This window comes from Corynebacterium sp. HMSC04H06 (genome assembly GCF_001815935.1).
In the GTDB taxonomy this organism is placed as follows: Bacteria; Actinomycetota; Actinomycetes; order Mycobacteriales; family Mycobacteriaceae; genus Corynebacterium.
Map to the genome: position 1 here is coordinate 1 of NZ_KV823396.1, position 15897 is coordinate 15897.

General features: G+C 67.2%; 17 protein-coding genes. 3 read left to right on the forward strand and 14 right to left on the reverse strand.

Annotated features, from left to right (window positions below):
- Positions 1–157 precede the first annotated feature (157 nt).
- From HMPREF3067_RS00290 to HMPREF3067_RS00325, 8 genes are read right to left on the reverse strand one after another with little or no spacing between them, the layout of a single operon-like run.
- Positions 158–895 (reverse strand): sulfite exporter TauE/SafE family protein, encoded by a 738-nt coding sequence (locus HMPREF3067_RS00290; protein ID WP_070767759.1) that lies wholly within the window; start codon positions 893–895, stop codon positions 158–160.
- Positions 892–1365, reverse strand: coding sequence for a pantetheine-phosphate adenylyltransferase (coaD, locus tag HMPREF3067_RS00295; protein WP_070767775.1), 474 nt, complete (start codon positions 1363–1365; stop codon positions 892–894). Before coaD ends, HMPREF3067_RS00290 begins: the two co-directional genes overlap by 4 nt.
- 27 nt (positions 1366–1392) lie before the next feature.
- On the reverse strand, positions 1393–1956 hold the full coding sequence (gene rsmD, locus HMPREF3067_RS00300) for a 16S rRNA (guanine(966)-N(2))-methyltransferase RsmD (protein ID WP_070767760.1): 564 nt from the start codon (positions 1954–1956) through the stop codon (positions 1393–1395).
- The gene (locus HMPREF3067_RS00305) at positions 1953–2168 is read right to left on the reverse strand and encodes an acyl-CoA carboxylase biotin carboxyl carrier protein subunit (protein WP_070767761.1); all 216 of its coding nucleotides are present in this window, start codon (positions 2166–2168) and stop codon (positions 1953–1955) included. The genes rsmD and HMPREF3067_RS00305 overlap by 4 nt, the downstream gene beginning before the upstream one ends.
- Positions 2169–2194: 26 nt before the next feature.
- Positions 2195–4270 (reverse strand): ATP-dependent DNA helicase RecG, encoded by a 2076-nt coding sequence (locus tag HMPREF3067_RS00310; protein WP_070767762.1) that lies wholly within the window; start codon positions 4268–4270, stop codon positions 2195–2197.
- A 5-nt stretch (positions 4271–4275) separates the two neighbouring features.
- A complete protein-coding gene (locus HMPREF3067_RS00315) occupies positions 4276–5628 on the reverse strand; it encodes a DAK2 domain-containing protein (protein WP_070767763.1) in 1353 nt (450 codons plus the stop codon).
- Between the two features lie 10 nt (positions 5629–5638).
- A complete protein-coding gene (locus HMPREF3067_RS00320; RefSeq protein ID WP_070767764.1) occupies positions 5639–6295 on the reverse strand; it encodes a uracil-DNA glycosylase in 657 nt (218 codons plus the stop codon).
- A 5-nt stretch (positions 6296–6300) separates the two neighbouring features.
- A complete protein-coding gene (locus tag HMPREF3067_RS00325) occupies positions 6301–7257 on the reverse strand; it encodes a thiamine-phosphate kinase (RefSeq protein ID WP_141759291.1) in 957 nt (318 codons plus the stop codon).
- 28 nt (positions 7258–7285) lie between these two features.
- Between HMPREF3067_RS00325 and HMPREF3067_RS00330 the strand changes: the two genes are divergently transcribed.
- Positions 7286–8206 carry a DUF3515 domain-containing protein gene (locus tag HMPREF3067_RS00330; protein ID WP_070767766.1) on the forward strand — a complete coding sequence of 307 codons (921 nt, stop codon included), beginning with the start codon at positions 7286–7288 and terminating at the stop codon, positions 8204–8206.
- On the opposite strand, the gene HMPREF3067_RS00335 is transcribed toward HMPREF3067_RS00330, so the two are convergent.
- Together HMPREF3067_RS00335 and HMPREF3067_RS00340 are read right to left on the reverse strand one after the other, a co-directional pair.
- Positions 8203–9285, reverse strand: coding sequence for a D-alanine--D-alanine ligase family protein (locus tag HMPREF3067_RS00335; protein ID WP_070767767.1), 1083 nt, complete (start codon positions 9283–9285; stop codon positions 8203–8205). The two genes, HMPREF3067_RS00330 and HMPREF3067_RS00335, sit on opposite strands and share 4 nt — an antisense overlap.
- Before the next feature lie 22 nt (positions 9286–9307).
- Entirely contained in the window at positions 9308–10303 is a 996-nt protein-coding gene (locus tag HMPREF3067_RS00340) for an NAD(P)H-dependent glycerol-3-phosphate dehydrogenase (RefSeq protein ID WP_070767768.1), read from the reverse strand.
- Positions 10304–10420: 117 nt separating this feature from the next.
- Between HMPREF3067_RS00340 and HMPREF3067_RS00345 the strand changes: the two genes are divergently transcribed.
- Complete coding sequence (locus HMPREF3067_RS00345; protein ID WP_070767769.1) at positions 10421–11419, forward strand: NUDIX hydrolase; 999 nt, start codon at positions 10421–10423, stop codon at positions 11417–11419.
- A 3-nt stretch (positions 11420–11422) separates the two neighbouring features.
- Here HMPREF3067_RS00345 and HMPREF3067_RS00350 read toward each other — a convergent pair whose 3' ends face one another.
- The 3 genes from HMPREF3067_RS00350 to leuC are packed head-to-tail and all read right to left on the reverse strand — an operon-like array spanning position 11423 to position 14345.
- Complete coding sequence (locus HMPREF3067_RS00350) at positions 11423–12271, reverse strand: hypothetical protein (RefSeq protein ID WP_070767770.1); 849 nt, start codon at positions 12269–12271, stop codon at positions 11423–11425.
- A gap of 23 nt (positions 12272–12294) precedes the next feature.
- Positions 12295–12879: a 3-isopropylmalate dehydratase small subunit gene (leuD, locus tag HMPREF3067_RS00355; RefSeq protein WP_070767771.1), complete on the reverse strand. Its 585-nt coding sequence runs from the start codon at positions 12877–12879 to the stop codon at positions 12295–12297.
- A gap of 41 nt (positions 12880–12920) precedes the next feature.
- A complete protein-coding gene (gene leuC, locus HMPREF3067_RS00360) occupies positions 12921–14345 on the reverse strand; it encodes a 3-isopropylmalate dehydratase large subunit (RefSeq protein WP_070767772.1) in 1425 nt (474 codons plus the stop codon).
- A gap of 51 nt (positions 14346–14396) precedes the next feature.
- Here leuC and HMPREF3067_RS00365 point away from each other — a divergent pair, with 51 nt between their 5' ends.
- Entirely contained in the window at positions 14397–15080 is a 684-nt protein-coding gene (locus HMPREF3067_RS00365) for an IclR family transcriptional regulator (protein WP_070767773.1), read from the forward strand.
- A gap of 1 nt (position 15081) precedes the next feature.
- Here the strand turns inward: HMPREF3067_RS00365 and HMPREF3067_RS00370 are convergent, their stop codons facing one another.
- Entirely contained in the window at positions 15082–15723 is a 642-nt protein-coding gene (locus tag HMPREF3067_RS00370; RefSeq protein WP_246819177.1) for a DedA family protein, read from the reverse strand.
- Between the last annotated feature and the right edge of the window lie 174 nt (positions 15724–15897).

Here is a 15897-nt window from a genome sequence, read left to right on the forward strand (position 1 = left end):
CCATTCGGCGTGCCTACTCGGCGCGCCTAGACGGTGGGCCAAGGTAGCGAGCTTTGATCGTGAGCCTAGGGCGCGAACTTGGGCTGAGTGTTTAAGTTGCGCCGGTGTATCGCGCGCCAAGGTTGCGAGACCAAATAGCGCACCTAGACCCCACGTTTTAAAGGCTGGTAAGGCCGCGGACCACGGCGCTGGCGGCGCCGACCGAGGCGATAAAGAGCGAAAACTTGTGCGCCGCCCCACGCGGGACGCGGCGCGCCAGCGCGGTGCCGGTGCTAATGCCCAGCAGCATCGCTATCAAGCCCACCGGCCACAGCCAGCCGCTCACGCCGTCGAGGCCGCCGGCACCGACCAGCAGCTTAACCGTGACGGAGATAAACCCGCCCACCATGAAGATGGGCTGCAACGTGGCGGTATACATCTGCTGTGGCCAGCGCGCGGCTTGAGCGTAGACCGTGATGACTGGTCCTGCGATGCCGGCCAGCGTGTTGGTAAACCCTCCCAGGATGCCGGCGGAGACGGCGGGGCCGGTGCCCTGCATCGGCGGCACGAAGCGCTTGCCGAAGGTCACCACGCCCAGCGCGACAAGCAGCGCGCCGCCGACGATTACCAGCAGCGGAGCCGTGTCCGTGCGCGCCACCAGGAAACCGGCCGGAATGGAGCCGAGCATCATCACCGCCGCAATCTGGGCGAAGACCTTCCAGTCCACGTCGCGGCGCACTGACACCGTCGTCAGCGCGGCGTTGATACAGGCCAGCACGTTGATGACCAGGATGCCCTCGACCGGCCCCATCAACAGCATGAGCACGGGCCCGCCGATAAGCCCCAGCCCCATCCCCGAGACCCGCTGCATGCAGGAGCCTAAAAGGACGACGGCAAAGACCGCCAGCAGCATCATGCGTGGTACTTGTCCATGACCGCGCAGGCCACCGCCTCGGGGAACATGCCCTGCACGTCGCCGCCGAACTTGGCGACCTGCTTGCACAGGGAGGACGAGATATACCCGTATTTCTCATCGGTGAGCAAGAACATGGTGTCAATCCCGGTCAGCCGCCGGTTCATCTGCGCCATCGGCAGCTCGTACTCGTAGTCCAGCGAGGAGCGCAGGCCCTTGACCAGGCAATCGATGCCGTGCTCGCTGGTGTAGTCCACCAGCAGGCCGCCCCAGCTATCGACCTTGATGTCGGCGGGCACGCTCTGGCGGATGAGCTCCATGCGCTCGTCGATGCTAAACAGCCCCGACGGCTTGTCCGGGTTGCCGGTCACGAGCACGGTGACCTCGTCGAACAGCTGGTTAGCCCGGGTAAAGATGTCAAGATGCCCCAAGGTCATCGGGTCAAAAGAGCCCGGGCACACGGCCTTCGTCATGGCGTTCAAGGTCCTTCCTGTAGCGGTCTAGGAGGCGCGGTGGTACAGCGCCATATCCATCCGCGCAATACCAAAGGTACGCTTCTTCAGTTTCTGACCGGTCGGCTCGAAGCCGGCGGGCCACTCGGTGTGTGGGGAGTCAACGTGTCGCTCGATGACGACGATGGCCTCGTCGGCCAGCGCCGGCTCAATGGCGGTGATGAGCTCATCGACGGCATCGAAGGCGTAGGGCGGGTCCGCTAGGACCATGTCGAAGAACCCGCGCGGGGCGCCCGCCAGGTAGGCCGAGGCCTTCTGCTGCCGGATGGTTACCCGCGGGTGTCCGACGACGCCGACGTTGTGTTCCATGGCGCGGCAGGCGACGGCGGCATCATCGACCAAGACGACCTCCTCGGCGCCGCGGCTGGCTGCCTCCAGGCCTAGCGCCCCGGAGCCGGAGAACAGGTCCAGTACGCGGGAACCGGCAAAGCCCCAGCGGGCGTTGAGGGAGGAAAACAGGCCCTCCCGGGCGCGGTCGGCGGTCGGGCGGGTTCCGCTATCCGGCACCACGATGGTGCGTCCCCGGGCGTGTCCAGCAATGATCCGCGTCATGGGCGCTCTCCAATCTCGGCCAGCCGGTCACCGCCGGCCACGGTCGAAAAATCCGGAACCAGCACCCGGCTCACGATGCCCGGCGCCGGGCTGACCACCGGGCTCTCCAGCTTGGTCGCCTCCACCGTCGCGACAGGGGCGCCGGCGTCAACCGTGTCCCCTTCCGCCACGTGGTAGCGGACGATGCCCGCGAAGGGCGCACAAATTTCCATGCCCCATACCCTAGCACCGCGCCCGGTTAGTTCTTCTCCAGGTAGCTGAGTTTGTCCGCGTTCATCTCCTGGGTCAGCTGCAGCGCCAGATCCGGGTTGCGCTCGACCAAGGCGAAGGCGTCGGCGTGGCTGCGCTCGATGATGTCGCGGTCGCGCAACAGGTTAAGCAGCTTGAGGCTGCGGCGGGTGCCGGACTGCTCGGTGCCCAACACGTCGCCCTCCTGGCGCTGGGCCAGATCCAGCTCGGCTAGCTCGAAGCCCGAGTTCGTGGCCGCGACGGCCTGGACGCGGTTAAAGGCCGGGGTGCCCTCCTCGGCGAGCGTGTGCAGCAGGCAGACCGAGGCGTTGCCACCGCGGCCGACGCGCCCGCGCAGCTGGTGCAGCTGCGAGACGCCGAAGTTCTCCGCGTTGCGGATGAGCATCACGGTGGCGTTCGGCACGTCGACGCCGACTTCTACCACGGTAGTCGCCACGAGAACGTCGATGTCGCCGCGGGCGAAGGCGGCCATCCGCTCGTCCTTGTCCGTCATACGCCCGTGCAGCAGCCCAACGCGCAGGTCCTTCAGCGGCCCGTGGGCTAGCTGCTCGCAAACAGCCTCGACCCCGCCCTCGCCCTCGATCTGCGGGCAGACGATATAGGCCTGGTGCCCGGCCGCGACCTCCTCGCGGATGCGTTCGAGCGCCCGCGAGACCCAGGACGGCATCCACTCGGGCACCACCGAGGTCTGGATAGGCTTGCGCCCGCCCGGAAGCTCGGTCAGCGTGGAGACGGCCAGGTCGGCGAAGACGGTCATCGCCACCGTGCGCGGGATGGGGGTCGCCGTCATGACCAGCAGGTGCGGGCTAAAGCCCGGGTGAGACTTGGTGCGCAGGGCCTCGCGCTGCTCGACACCGAAGCGGTGCTGCTCGTCGACAACGACCAGCCCCAGGTTGAAAAACTCCACCTTGTCCTGGATGATGGCGTGCGTTCCGATGACGATGTCCGCGTCCCCGGAGACGATGTCCAGCAACGCCTGGCGCTTCTCGGCGGCCTTCATCGAACCGGTCAAGCAGACTACCTTGACATCCGCGGGGACGGTGGCCGTCACGGACTCGTAGTGCTGCGCGGCAAGCACCTCCGTCGGCGCGAGCAGGGCGGCTTGGAAGCCGGCATCGGCGGCCTGCAGCATGGCCAGCACGGAGACCATCGTCTTGCCGGAGCCGACCTCGCCCTGCAGGAGCCGGGCCATCGGCACGTCCTGGGTCATGTCGTGGGAGATGTCGGCGGTAACGCGCTTTTGCCCGTTGGTCAGGTCGAACGGCAGGTTGCTTAAAAGCTCGGCGCGGAAGCCATCATCCAGCGGTGGCAGTGGCTTGGCCCGGTGCGACTGCGCGTCGCGGTGCCGCAGGGCCATTACCAGCCCGATGCCCAGCGCCTCGTTGTACTTCAGGCGCTGGATGGCACGCTGCGGGCCGGCCGGCCCGGGCTGGTGGACCTGGCGCAGCGCGGTGTCGAAACTGACCATCTGCCGCTGGTCGAGCGGCTCGGGCACCGTGGGCAGCGTGTCGAGGACGCGCTTGACCGCCATCATGATGAGCCACGAGGGGGCCTTCTCCGAGGCCGGGTAGACCGGGAGCCACTCCCACTGGCTCAACACCTCCTCGAGCTCACCGGCGCTGGCCAGCCCGCGCAGGGCTCCGGAGCCGGACACCGTGCCGTCGTGGCTATCGAGCATCACGAAGTCCGGGTGCTGCAGCTGTGGGGTCCCGCGGAAAAACTGCAACTTGCCGGAGAACATGGCCCGGCGCCCGCGCTGGAGGAATTTGCGCTGGAACGTCGGGTTGAAAAAGCTCACGACCAGGCCGTTGTCCAGGAAGACCCGCAGCACCCCGCGCCGGCTGGTGGGCCGGAAATCGGTGCGGGTGATAACTCCGGAGAGGGTGACGTGGTCGCCTTCGTCCGCATCGGCGATGCCCACGTCGTAGCCGTGGCGCATATAGTCGCGCGGGTAGTGCTCCAGCAGCTGCCCGCAGGTGGTGTAGCCGAAGGCGGCCTCCAGCCGGCGCGCCTGCTTCGGGTCTAAGACCTCCGACAGCTTTCGTTCATCGCGCCACCCCAGCATGCCTGCTACTCTACCCCAACTTCCGTGGCGATCCCGGGCACCTGGAGGGCCGCGACCTCGGCGCCGAGCCTTTCCCCCAGCTCCACCGAGTCGATCGGCTGGGCGGACAGGACGGTGACCTGTTCCCCGCCCGCGGCCAGCAGCCGGCGGCCGGCTTCCTCGACGGCCTCGGGGGTCTCCTCATCTAGGATCTCAACGCGCATGGAGTCGGCGACCTCCTGCATGGCCTGCGCCATGGCGGTGGTGTCGGGGTTGCCGGGCTCGTAGACGCTCAGCGCGGCCAGGCCGGCGACGAAGGATCCCGTCGGAACCACCTGGCAGCGGCCGGTCTCGGACTCGGTGCCGTTGGTGAGGAAAATATCGTTGTCCTGCGTCTCGCCCGCGCTCTGCCCTGGGGCGACGACGTCCACGCCGGCTGCGGCAAAGAGCTTGGCCACCGCGCCGTCCGGGGCGACCGCGATGACTCGGCGCACCTGCTCGCTGCCTGCCGCAGGCTCCGACGGGGCCGGCAGGACCTCCAGGCGCAGGTCGCTGACCTGGCCGGTTGCGAAGGCCTCTTCGATGACCGGGCCGGCGACGGTGGTGTGCAGGTGGACGGTGGCGGCATCGTCGGCCGCGGGGGCGACGACCAGGCAGTTGCCCATCGCGTCCAGGCGGGCCTGGAGCTCGTCAACGTCGCCGCGGAAGAAGAACATGACCTCCATCCAGTCGCCCTCCTCCGCCGGCGCGGCAGACGGGGCGGGCTGGGTGTCGGTGGACAGCAAGGACTCGAGGAGCACGACCAGGCCCGCCCCGCCCGCGTCCACGACGCCGGCCGCGGCCAGCTCCGGCAGCAGCGAGGGCGTGTTGTGCAAAGCGATTCGCGCCGCCTCCACCGCCGCCTGCGCCACTGGCTCTAGGTGCGGGTCGTCCTCGGCCGCGTCCTCGGCGGCCTCCGCGGCCGCGCGCAGGACCGTAACCACGGTGCCCTCCACCGGCTGCGCGATGGCGCGGCTGACGAGCCGGACCGCTAGCGTCAGGGCATCGGCGAGTACTTGGCCGTCCAGCGGGCCGTCGTGGACGGTCTCCGCTACCCCGCGCAGCACCTGGGAGAGCACCAGCCCGGAGTTGCCGCGAGCCCCGCGCACCGATCCGACGGCGAGCGCCTGGGCCACCCCACCCAGGTCCGCCTGCGGGTGCTGGTCGGCTTCGCGCAGCGCGGCCTCCATGGTGTAGGCCATGTTGGAGCCGGTGTCAGAGTCCGGCACTGGGAAGACGTTCAGGGCGTTGATCTCCGCGCGCCGGCGCGAGAGTTCGCCGGTGGCCCGGCTGGCCCACCCGCGCAGCCCGGCCGCATCTAAGGACCCTAGAAAAGACATGGCCGTTATCTTACAAGCGCCAGTCCACTTCGCGCGCGCCAGCCGCCCGAAGGTACTCGTTCGCTTGAGAAAATGGCCGCGAACCGAAGAACCCGCGGTGCGCGGACAGCGGCGAAGGGTGCGGGGCGGCCAGCTTGTGGGCGTGCGGGATGAAGCTTGCGCACTTCTGCGCGTCTCGGCCCCACAGGATGGCCACGAGCTGCTCGGAGTCCAGGCTGCGGATGGCGGCCTCCGTGACCGCCTCCCAGCCGTGGCCGCGGTGGGAACCCGCCTGGCCAGGCGCCACGCTCAGCACGCGGTTGAGCAGCATGACCCCCTGGTCGTTCCAGGCCGACAGGTCACCGTCGGCGGGCGGCTCTACGCCTAAGTCTTCGTGGAGCTCTCTGTAGATGTTAACCAGCGACTTCGGCGGCTTGACCCCCGGCTGGGTAGAAAAGGCCAGGCCCATCGGGTGGCCCGGGGTCGGGTACGGATCCTGTCCCAGGATGAGCACGCGCACCTGGTCGCGCGGCTGCCAGAAGGCACGGAAAAGGTTCTCGGCAGCGGGCAGAAAAGGCCCGGTTTCCAGCAGGGACTGGATCTGCGGCCAGTGCTCGTCCAGGACGGGGCTCAGCACCTCCTCCCAGGACGGGTGGTAAGTCGGCGTGCACGTGGGGATATCGCTCATGGGTTTTAGAAGGCCTCCCAGCCGGCGTCGTAGGCGGATTCTTTCCCATCCACCGTAGCCGCCGCGCCCTTGTTAACGCTGCCGATGACCCTAAACCCCGACGGCGCCTCTTTCGCCGTCGTGCCCACCAGGGTGTGGTCCTCGCCGCCGGTCAAAACCCAGCGCCACGGATCCTCCCCCAAGGCGCGGCCGGCCTCGACTAGCAGCTCGTGCGGTGCGATAGCGGCCGAATCCAAGTCGATGTTGACCCCGGAGCGCGCCGCGATGGTGCCGACATCGCGGATGAGCGAATCGGAGATGTCCGTCATGGCGGTCGCGCCCGCCGCCCGGGCGATCATACCCCGGCTAGGATCCAGCCAAGGGCAGCAATGGGCATCGATGAGCGGGCTGAGGTGGGCCAGCTCGGTGGGTAGCTCGCGGCCGAACCGCTCGAGCAACGCCAGCCCGGCGGCCGACCAGCCGATCTTGCCGTGCGCGACCAGCTGCTGGCCGGGACGGGCGCGGTCCAGGGTCATCGCCGACCTATCCCCGCCCAGGTGCCCGATCGCGGTGACCGTGACGGTCACCTGCATGCCCTGGGTGAGATCGCCGCCCACCAGCTCGGCGTTATAAGGCTCGCAGCGCTGCGCGATACCCTCCGCAATCCCCCGCACGAACTCCACCGGGGTCTCGGCTGGGGCACTGATGGCTAGAAGGGCCGCGATGGGGCGCGCACCCATGGACTCGACGTCGGCGAAGTTTTCTAGGATGGCCTTCTGCCCAATCTCGTTGGGCGTTGACCAGTCGCGCCGGAAGTGGCGGCCTTCGACCATCATGTCCGTCGCCGCGACGGTGCGCGTGTTGGGGGCGGCCGGAAACATCACCGCCGCGTCGTCGCCGTTGAGTGCGCTGGGCGCGGCCGCGATGATCTCGCCGATGACCTCGTGTTCGCCCACATCGGCCAGAGTCGGGGTTAAGTTCACCGAATACCTTTCGATAAGATTGCAGTTTATGGACTCTCAGGGTAACCAATTTAACCGCACCGCAGTCTACGCGCTGCTGGCTATCTCCTTAAGCCTTATCGTGGCGGTCCTGTTCGGGGCCAAGTACTACTTTTCCACGGTGGCGCGGGAGCCGGTGGCGATGTCGCCGGTGCCGTCGCAGGAGGCATCGTCGGCCGAGTGCGCTGCGGTAATAGACAACCTGCCGGGCAAGTTCTACGGCCACGGGCGCTCCGACATCGTCGAGCCCGTGCCGGACGGGGTGGCCGCCTGGGCGACCATCTCCTCCGAGGCCACCACGCTGCGCTGCGGCGTCGACCTGCCGTTGCAGTACACGCCCTACTCCGAGACCACCGAGGCCAGCGGCGCGCAATGGCTGCAGGTCCGCGACATGACGCCGGGGTCGACCCTGACCACGTGGTACACCGTCGACCGCGCCCCCGTCGTGGCGGTGACCACCCATGACGACGGCCAGCCCGACGGCTTAGACGAGTCCCTGGGCCAGCTGGACCAGGCGGACCAGCAGCCGCACGCGGCTCCCCTGTCCCAGCTCCAAGCCGCCGCAGGCGACAACCGCTCGACCTGCCGCGCCCTCGATGCCGCCCTGCCGGAGACCTTGGCCAAGGACTACCAGCGCCAGCGGGAGCTGCCGGAGGGCACCGCCGCGGGCACGGCCGTGTGGACCGCACCGGGCCGCGAGGCCATCGTCCTGCGCTGCGGGGTGGAACCGGCGCCGGGCTATGCGGCCGGCGAGCAGGTTCAGCAGGTCGACGACGTGCCCTGGTTCGAGGACACCACCCTGGCTCCGGGCACCACAGCCAGCACCTGGTTCGCGCTGGGCCAGGACACCGACATCGCCGCACACTTGCCGCAGGACGTCGCCGACAGCGTGCTAGTGGAGCTGGGCGATGCCCTTGGGGCCGCCGACTAATCCGCGGCTTCGGCCGCGTCTGCCAGCGCGGTTTCAATGAGCGTGTCGAGCAGGGCCTCGTAGTCGACGCCGCTGGCGGCGAGTACCTTCGGGTACATCGAGATCGGGGTAAAGCCCGGCATGGTGTTGATCTCGTTGAGGACCGGGCCCTGCTCGGTGACGAAGAAGTCCACGCGGGATAGCCCCTTGCAATCCAAGGCCTGGAAGGTCTCCAGGGCCAGCTTCTTGAGCTGGTCGATGACCGCCGGTTCGAACGGGGCCGGGATGGTGGCGGAGACGACGTTGTCCAGGTACTTGGTCTCGAAGCCGTAGAAGCCTTCCTTCGAGTCTTCGGTGCCGTTGAGCAGCGCCGGCACCGACGCCAGCAGCCTACCGTCCGGGTACTGCAGGACGCCGACCTCAACCTCGGAGCCAACGATTTCCTTTTCCACGATGACCTTCTGGTCGGACTCGCGGGCCAGGCGGACGGCCTCCGGCAGCTGTGCCCAGTCGGTGACCTTGGAGATGCCGATCGAGGACCCGCCGCGCGCGGGCTTAACGAAGACCGGCAGGCCCAGCACGGCCTTTTCCTCCTCGGTCAGCTCGGAACGGCCACGGAGGATGACCTCCGGGGTGACCGGCAGGCCCTCGGCGACCATGAGCTTCTTGGTGAACTCCTTGTCCATGCCCGTGGCCGAGGACAGTACCCCGGTACCCACGTAGGGCACTGAGGACATCTCGAACAGGCCCTGGATGGTCCCGTCCTCGCCGAAGGGACCGTGCAGGACCGGGAAGATGACGTCGACCTCGGCGTAGACCTCGCCGCGGGTGACATTGACGAAGCGCCCGCGGGAGCTGGGGGTCAGCGACAGCGAGAGCTCGTCGCCGGCGGCAACCTCCGGCAGGACGCCGCCGTCCAGCTGCAGCCCCTCGGTGGTTCCCGGGGTCCACAGGCCCTGGCGGGTAATGCCTACAGGCACCACCTCGTATTTGTCGTGCGGGAGGTGGCTCATCACCGCCCCGGCGGAGATACAGGACACGGAGTGTTCAGTGCTGCGGCCACCGTAGACGACCGCCACGCGGATCTTTCGGGAACTCATAGGCAGCTAGCTTACCGGGTGCCTACTCCGACTTCTTGGACCGACCCATCAATGCGACGATCATTTCCTCCACAGCGACCCCGCGGTGGCACACGCCGTAGACCGAATGGGTAATGGGCATGTCGATGTTGTGCTGGTGCGCCAGGCGGAAGACCGAGTCCGAGGAGATAACCCCCTCGGCGACCTGGCCGTTGGTGGCGGCCTTGGCCTCCTCCAGGGTCCCGCCCTGGCCCAGGCGGTAGCCGAAGGTGCGGTTACGCGACAGCTCGGAGCTGCAGGTGGCAACCAGGTCGCCCAGGCCGGCCAGGCCGGCGAAGGTGCGCGGATCGGCGCCCAGCTCCACCCCCAGGCGGCTGATTTCGGCCAGGCCGCGAGTAATCAGGGAGGCCAGGGTGTTGTTGCCCAGGCCCTTGCCGGAGGCGATACCGCAGGCGAGGGCGATGACGTTCTTGCAGGCGCCGCCGATCTCGCAGCCGATGACGTCGGTGTTGGTGTACGGCCGCAGGTAGTTGGTGGCCACGGCAGCCTGGACCAGCTGGGCGCGGGACTCGTCCTCGCAGGCGATGACGGTGGCCGCCGGCTGCTCCAGCGCGATCTCCTTGGCCAGGTTCGGGCCCGAGAGCACAGCGATGCGCTCGGCATCCACGCCGGAGTCCGCAATCACCTGGCTCATCCGCTGCAGCGAGCTCGACTCCACACCCTTGGAGATGGAGACCACGGTGGCATCGCCAGGCAGGTGCTGCGACCAGGCGTCCAGATTTTCGCGCAGGGTCTGGGAGGGGACGGCAAGGACGACGATATCGGCATCGACAAGCGCGTTTTCCGGCTCGGTCGTCGGGGCGATAGTGGCGGGTAACTCGATGTCCGGCAGGTAGTCGGCGTTGCGGTGGGTCTCCCGGATGGTGGCGGCCAACTCCGGCCGGCGGACCCAGAGCCGGACACTGTTGCCGGCATCGGCGAAGACCTTGGCCAGCGTGGTGCCCCACGAACCAGCCCCCATCACTGCAACTCGAACCATTAAGCGCTCCTCCATAGACATCACGAACAATAACAGTGTAGCCGGACCCACCGCGGGACTATGATGGACCGCGAGAATTATCCGCTACCGACAGTTGCAAGGAGTAGGCGCGCGCCCATGCCCAAGCCCAAGAACATGCACGAAAACGACAAAGACAGCCAGTCCGAGGTCTTCATTTCTGGGCGGCACCAGGAAATCATCCCCGATCCGGCAAAGGAATTCGCCCGGACCACCCTGGCGGCGGGCGCGGTGCTGTGGCGCGGCAACCCCCACGATCCGGAGGTGGCCGTCATCCACCGTCCGCACTACGACGACTGGTCGCTGGCCAAGGGCAAGGTCGATCCGGGCGAGTCGCTGCCGACGACCGCCGTGCGCGAAGTCGCCGAGGAGACCGGCTACCAGATCAAGCTGGGCAAGCTCATCGGCAAGGTCACCTACCCGGTCCAGGGGCGGACCAAGGTGGTCTACTACTGGCTGGGCAAGGTCGAAGGCGGCGAGTTCACGCCCAACGACGAGGTCGACCAGATTAGCTGGATGACCGTGGACGCGGCGATTAACCGACTGTCCTACCAGGTGGACGCGGACGTACTGCGGAAGGCGAAGAAGCGCCTGCGACTGGCCCCGACCACCCGCGTGCTCTACGTCCGCCACGCCCGCGCCCTGCCGCGCAAGGGGTTCAGCGGCGACGACAACCTGCGCCCGCTGGACAAGAAGGGCCTGCGCCAGGCGGAGATGCTCGTTCCGATGCTTACGCCCTACAAGCCGACGGCCATCTATTCCGCGCTGCCCGACCGCTGCCAGCAGACCGCCGCTCCCCTGGCCGCCGAGCTCGGTTTCGACGTCACGGTGGACGAGCGCCTAGGCGACGACGGCTGGCTGCAGGACAAGGAGGCGGCACGGGAGGCTTTCGACGGCATCGTTGAGCAGGGCGGCACGCCCATCATCGTGAGCCAGGGCCTGGCCATCCCCGAGATGATAGCCAGCCTGGAGCCGGTGTTTTTGAAGTGCGACGTGGACGACCTGAAGGTCAAAAAGTCCTCGGTGTGGGTACTGTCCTTTAACGGCGGCGAGCTGACCGGCGCGGACTACCTGGCCAGCCCGCTGCCCGTGCGCTAGCGCCTACCAGCGCGCGGCCGGGCGCCGGGTCAGGCAGCGGTAGGCCAGGACCCAGGCGAAGTAAAGCACCGGCAGCACCACGAGGCTGCCGACAATCGGAATGAGGCTCGCGGCCAGCTGCAGCAACACCAGCAGGACGACCAGCAGCAGCGTGGTGCCTATATTCTGGGTGGACAGGCGGTAGGACTCCGCCATCGCCTCGCCGATGCCCTTGGACGGGTCCTCGGCCTTAATCACGGCGACCCAGCACAGCAAGAAAGCGATGATAAGGCCCGGGATGATAAACAAAAGGCAGCCCAGCCACACCAGGATCCCGTAGGCGGCGAGCGTGACCATGGTCCCGACACGGCCTCCGTCAAAGCGGAACAGCCCGCGGAAACTTACGCGCTGCCCGTTGGCCTCCTCGACGGCGCCGTGGTAGAAGTTTGCGTACATCCACAGGCCCACCAGAAACACGCAGGCGCCCAGCAGCAGCAAACTAATAAAAGCAGCGGTCGCACCGATTGGGCCGGGGCTCGCGGTGCCCTCGGCTTCGAGGATGCCGGAAAGCGCGATGACGAACGTAAACGGGATCATGGGGACGAATTGCAGCACCAGGTAGACCACCGCGGCGCCGAACCAGGGGCCGAAGTTCTGGAAGTAGCCTTTGAAGCCCTGGCCTACGGCCCCGGGCGCGTCCGGCGGGGTGGGCGCGTAAACGGTCCCCGGCTGGAAGCCGGCCTGCGGGCCGGCCCCGGCGTAGCCGGGCTGGCCGTACGGCGCGCCTGGGTTCGGGTTCTGGTTTTGGTAGCCGTAGCCTTGCTCGGAGCCTTGGCCGTAGTTGTGGGAGTTGTTCCACTCAGGTGTCGTCATGACACTAGAGCATATTCCAACTCCTAGCGCACCGCTGGTTTAAACGACGGGCGGTTACCCTCGTACGCTGTGATGGTCTCCTCGTCCCGCAGCGTCAGCCCGATGTCGTCCAAGCCTTCCAGGAGGCGCCAGCGCGTATAGTCGTCGACGTCAAAGGGATAGACGTTGCTGCCGACCGTGACAGTGCGTGCCTCCAGGTCGACGCTCACGGTGGTCTCGCCGCCCTCCAGCTGCTTCCAGATAAGCTCGATGTCTTCTTGGGCCATCACGCCGGCCAACAGGCCCGCCTTACCCGCGTTGCCGCGGAAGATGTCGGCGAACCGGGAGGAAAAGACGGCCTTGAAGCCGTAGTCGTTGAGTGCCCAGACGGCGTGCTCGCGCGACGAGCCGGTCCCGAAGTCGGCGCCGGCGAACAGGACGGAGCCGTCGCGGAAGGTCTCCTGGTTCAGGACGAAGGCGGGGTCTTTGCGCCAGTTGGCGAAGAGGGCATCGGCAAAGCCGGTGCGCTTGACGGATTTCAGGTAGACGGCCGGGATGATCTGGTCCGTATCCACATTGGAATACGGCAGGGGCACGCCGGTGCCGGTGTGCGTGGTGAATTTCTCCATCGGAATGTACTCCTCTGTGTCGGTTGTCGGCTCGGGCGCGCTTAAGCGGGCAGGTCGGCCGGGGAGGCCAAGTGGCCGGTCACGGCGGTGGCGGCGGCCACCAAGGGCGAGACCAGGTGGGTGCGCCCGCCGGGGCCCTGGCGGCCTTCGAAGTTGCGGTTAGAGGTGGACGCGGAACGCTCGCCTGGGCGCAGCTGGTCCGGGTTCATGCCCAGGCACATCGAGCAGCCCGCGGTGCGCCACTCCGCGCCGAAGTCGGCGAAGACGCGGTCGAGCCCCTCGGCCTCGGCCTGCTGCTTGACGACGGTAGAGGACGGCACGACCAGCATGCGGGTGCCGTCCGCGATGCGGCGGCCGCAGACAACCTCGGCGGCGGCTCGTAGGTCCTCGATGCGCGCGTTGGTGCACGAGCCCAGGAAAACGGTGTCGATGGCGACATCGCGCAGCGGGGTGCCCGGCGTCAGGTCCATGTACTCTAGGGCCTTCTCGGCGGCGGCGCGGGAGTTGTCGTCGCCGAAGTCCTCCGGGCTCGGCACGGTGGAGCCCAGCGGCAGGCCCTGTCCCGGGTTGGTCCCCCAAGTCACGAACGGGGTCAGCTCGTCGGCGTCGATTTCGACGACGGTGTCGAATTCGGCGCCCTCGTCGGTGGGCAGAGTCTTCCAATACTCGACGGCCGCGTACCAGTCCGCGCCCTGCGGGGCGAACTCGCGCCCGCGGACGTAGTCGAAGGTGGTCTCGTCTGGGGCGACTAGGCCCGCGCGGGCGCCAGCCTCGATCGACATGTTGCAGATGGTCATGCGGGCCTCCATCGACATCGCGCGGATGGCCTCGCCCCGGTATTCGATGATGTGTCCTTGGCCCCCGCCGGTGCCGATCCTGGCGATGATCGCCAGGATCAGGTCCTTGGCGCTCACGCCTTCGGCCAGCTGGCCCTTGACCTCGATGGCCATGGTCTTGAACGGCTTGAGCGACAGAGTCTGGGTGGCCATGACGTGCTCGACCTCGGAGGTGCCGATGCCCATGGCGATGGAGCCGAAGGCACCGTGGGTCGAGGTGTGCGAGTCGCCGCACACGATGGTCATGCCCGGCTGGGTGATGCCCAGCTGCGGGCCGACCGTGTGGACGATGCCCTGTTGCTCGTCGCCCATCGAGTGCAGGCGGACTCCGAACTCCTCGCAGTTTTTCCGCAGGGCGGACACCTGGGTGCGCGAGGTGGTGTCGGCGATTTCGTTCAGTTCGCCGATCTTGATGCCGGTGGTGGGCACGTTGTGGTCCTCGGTCGCCAGGTGCAGCTCCGGGTGGCGCAGGCTGCGGCCGTTGAGGCGCAGCCCCTCGAAGGCCTGCGGGCTGGTAACTTCGTGGAGGAGCTGGAAATCAATATAAATGAGGTCCGGGGCCCCGTTCTCGCCGCGGGCGACGACGTGGTCACGCCAGATCTTCTCTGCCAACGTCATTTTTTGACTCATGCTCTTCCTCCACACTTGAAATCTCAGAATTTGAGACGTAAATTTCAAAGTATGGGAGATTATAGCGCAGTTTCCGGGATCAAGGTACTGGATCGGGCCGTGGCCATCATGATGGCGGCCGCCAACCGGCCCTCGAGCCTCAATGACCTGTGCGAGACCACTGGTTTGCCGCGGGCCACGGCGCATCGTTTGGCAACCGCACTGGAAGCACACCGAATTTTAACCCGCACAGATGAGGGTAAATGGACCGCCGGTCCCGCCCTTCCGGGCAACCGAGACCGGTTGCTCACCGCGGCCGGGCCGATCATGGATAAATTGCTCGAGGAAACCGGCGAATCGGTTCAGCTCTACGAGCTCACCGGCACCACCCGCACTTGTATTGCCACCCGGGAGCCGGAAGCCGGCCTCCACAACGTCGTGCCCGTGGGCCGGCAGCTGCCGCTCACCTCCGGCTCGGCGGCGCGCATCATCGCGGCGTTTACCCCCACCACCGTCAGCGGCACCACCTTCGGTAAGGCCGATATCGAGGCCGCCCGCAGCAATGGCATCTCCGAGTCCGTCGAGGAGCGGGAGGCCGGCCTCTCCTCAGTCTCCGTGCCGGTCCTCGACCCGGCCGGCACGTTCATCGCCGCGCTGTCCGTTTCCGGCTCAGCCGAGCGCTTCCGCCCCAGCCCCGCCGCTAAGTTCGGTTCACCCCTCAAGGACGCCGCCCGGAAGCTGGGCGCGCTGTTGTAGACTACCGGGCCGGTTCGGCATCGTTAGCCGTAGCGTCCGGCTTGCGGCGCCAGCTGCGCGCGCCGGAGATGACCACCGGCATTACGGAGACGCCCACGATGACCAGCACGATGGCGTCGATGCGGTCAGCAATCCCCGGGATCCCGCCCAGGAGGACGCCAACCATGGTCATGGTGACGATCCAGGCCACCGCGCCCAGGACGTTCCAGCCCACGAACTTCTTGTACGGCATCGCGGCCGTACCCGCCGAGACCGGCACGTAGGTGCGCACGATGGGCACAAAGCGCCCCAGCACCAACGCCAGTGGCCCGTGCTTGCGAAAGAAGGCCTCCGCGCGCTCGAGGTACTCTACCTTCAGGATCTTCGCGTCCGGCTTAAATAGCCGGCGGCCGAAGGTATGCCCCAGCCAGAAGCCCACCTGGTCACCCAGGAAGGCCGCCACCGTGCCGACCAAAAGGATAAGCGGGACGCTCAGGCCTAGGTCGTCGCGGAGGATGGCCGCGGTGACCAAGAGGGAATCGCCGGGAAGGAACGGGAAGAGCACGCCCGACTCGATGAAGATGACCAGGCCCAGGCCCGCGAGCGCCCAGCCCCCAAAATTCTGGAGCAAAACGCCCGCGTCCATGAGATCGCTAAGATGCACGGCGCATCCCTTCTGTGGCAGGAATATGGAGAACGTTTTAGTTTTACTCCCCCGCGCCCCGTTAGACCAAGGCAAATACGCCGTTGCGGGCAAGTCCCCAGAACATTCACAGCCAGCTGGCGGCAAAAGAAAAGCCCAACCCGGTGAACTGGCCCCCGAAAGTTGGACTGGTTT

What these genes read in the sequence shown, in the direction of transcription:
- HMPREF3067_RS00290 (WP_070767759.1), bottom strand. Translation starts at nt 895, where the DNA reads ATGATGCTGCTGGCGGTCTTTGCCGTCGTCCTTTTAGGCTCCTGCATG.
- coaD (WP_070767775.1), bottom strand. Translation starts at nt 1,365, where the DNA reads ATGACGAAGGCCGTGTGCCCGGGCTCTTTTGACCCGATGACCTTGGGG.
- rsmD (WP_070767760.1), bottom strand. Translation starts at nt 1,956, where the DNA reads ATGACGCGGATCATTGCTGGACACGCCCGGGGACGCACCATCGTGGTG.
- HMPREF3067_RS00305 (WP_070767761.1), bottom strand. Translation starts at nt 2,168, where the DNA reads ATGGAAATTTGTGCGCCCTTCGCGGGCATCGTCCGCTACCACGTGGCG.
- HMPREF3067_RS00310 (WP_070767762.1), bottom strand. Translation starts at nt 4,270, where the DNA reads ATGCTGGGGTGGCGCGATGAACGAAAGCTGTCGGAGGTCTTAGACCCG.
- HMPREF3067_RS00315 (WP_070767763.1), bottom strand. Translation starts at nt 5,628, where the DNA reads ATGTCTTTTCTAGGGTCCTTAGATGCGGCCGGGCTGCGCGGGTGGGCC.
- HMPREF3067_RS00320 (WP_070767764.1), bottom strand. Translation starts at nt 6,295, where the DNA reads ATGAGCGATATCCCCACGTGCACGCCGACTTACCACCCGTCCTGGGAG.
- HMPREF3067_RS00330 (WP_070767766.1), top strand. Translation starts at nt 7,286, where the DNA reads ATGGACTCTCAGGGTAACCAATTTAACCGCACCGCAGTCTACGCGCTG.
- HMPREF3067_RS00335 (WP_070767767.1), bottom strand. Translation starts at nt 9,285, where the DNA reads ATGAGTTCCCGAAAGATCCGCGTGGCGGTCGTCTACGGTGGCCGCAGC.
- HMPREF3067_RS00340 (WP_070767768.1), bottom strand. Translation starts at nt 10,303, where the DNA reads ATGGTTCGAGTTGCAGTGATGGGGGCTGGTTCGTGGGGCACCACGCTG.
- HMPREF3067_RS00345 (WP_070767769.1), top strand. Translation starts at nt 10,421, where the DNA reads ATGCCCAAGCCCAAGAACATGCACGAAAACGACAAAGACAGCCAGTCC.
- HMPREF3067_RS00350 (WP_070767770.1), bottom strand. Translation starts at nt 12,271, where the DNA reads ATGACGACACCTGAGTGGAACAACTCCCACAACTACGGCCAAGGCTCC.
- leuD (WP_070767771.1), bottom strand. Translation starts at nt 12,879, where the DNA reads ATGGAGAAATTCACCACGCACACCGGCACCGGCGTGCCCCTGCCGTAT.
- leuC (WP_070767772.1), bottom strand. Translation starts at nt 14,345, where the DNA reads ATGAGTCAAAAAATGACGTTGGCAGAGAAGATCTGGCGTGACCACGTC.
- HMPREF3067_RS00365 (WP_070767773.1), top strand. Translation starts at nt 14,397, where the DNA reads ATGGGAGATTATAGCGCAGTTTCCGGGATCAAGGTACTGGATCGGGCC.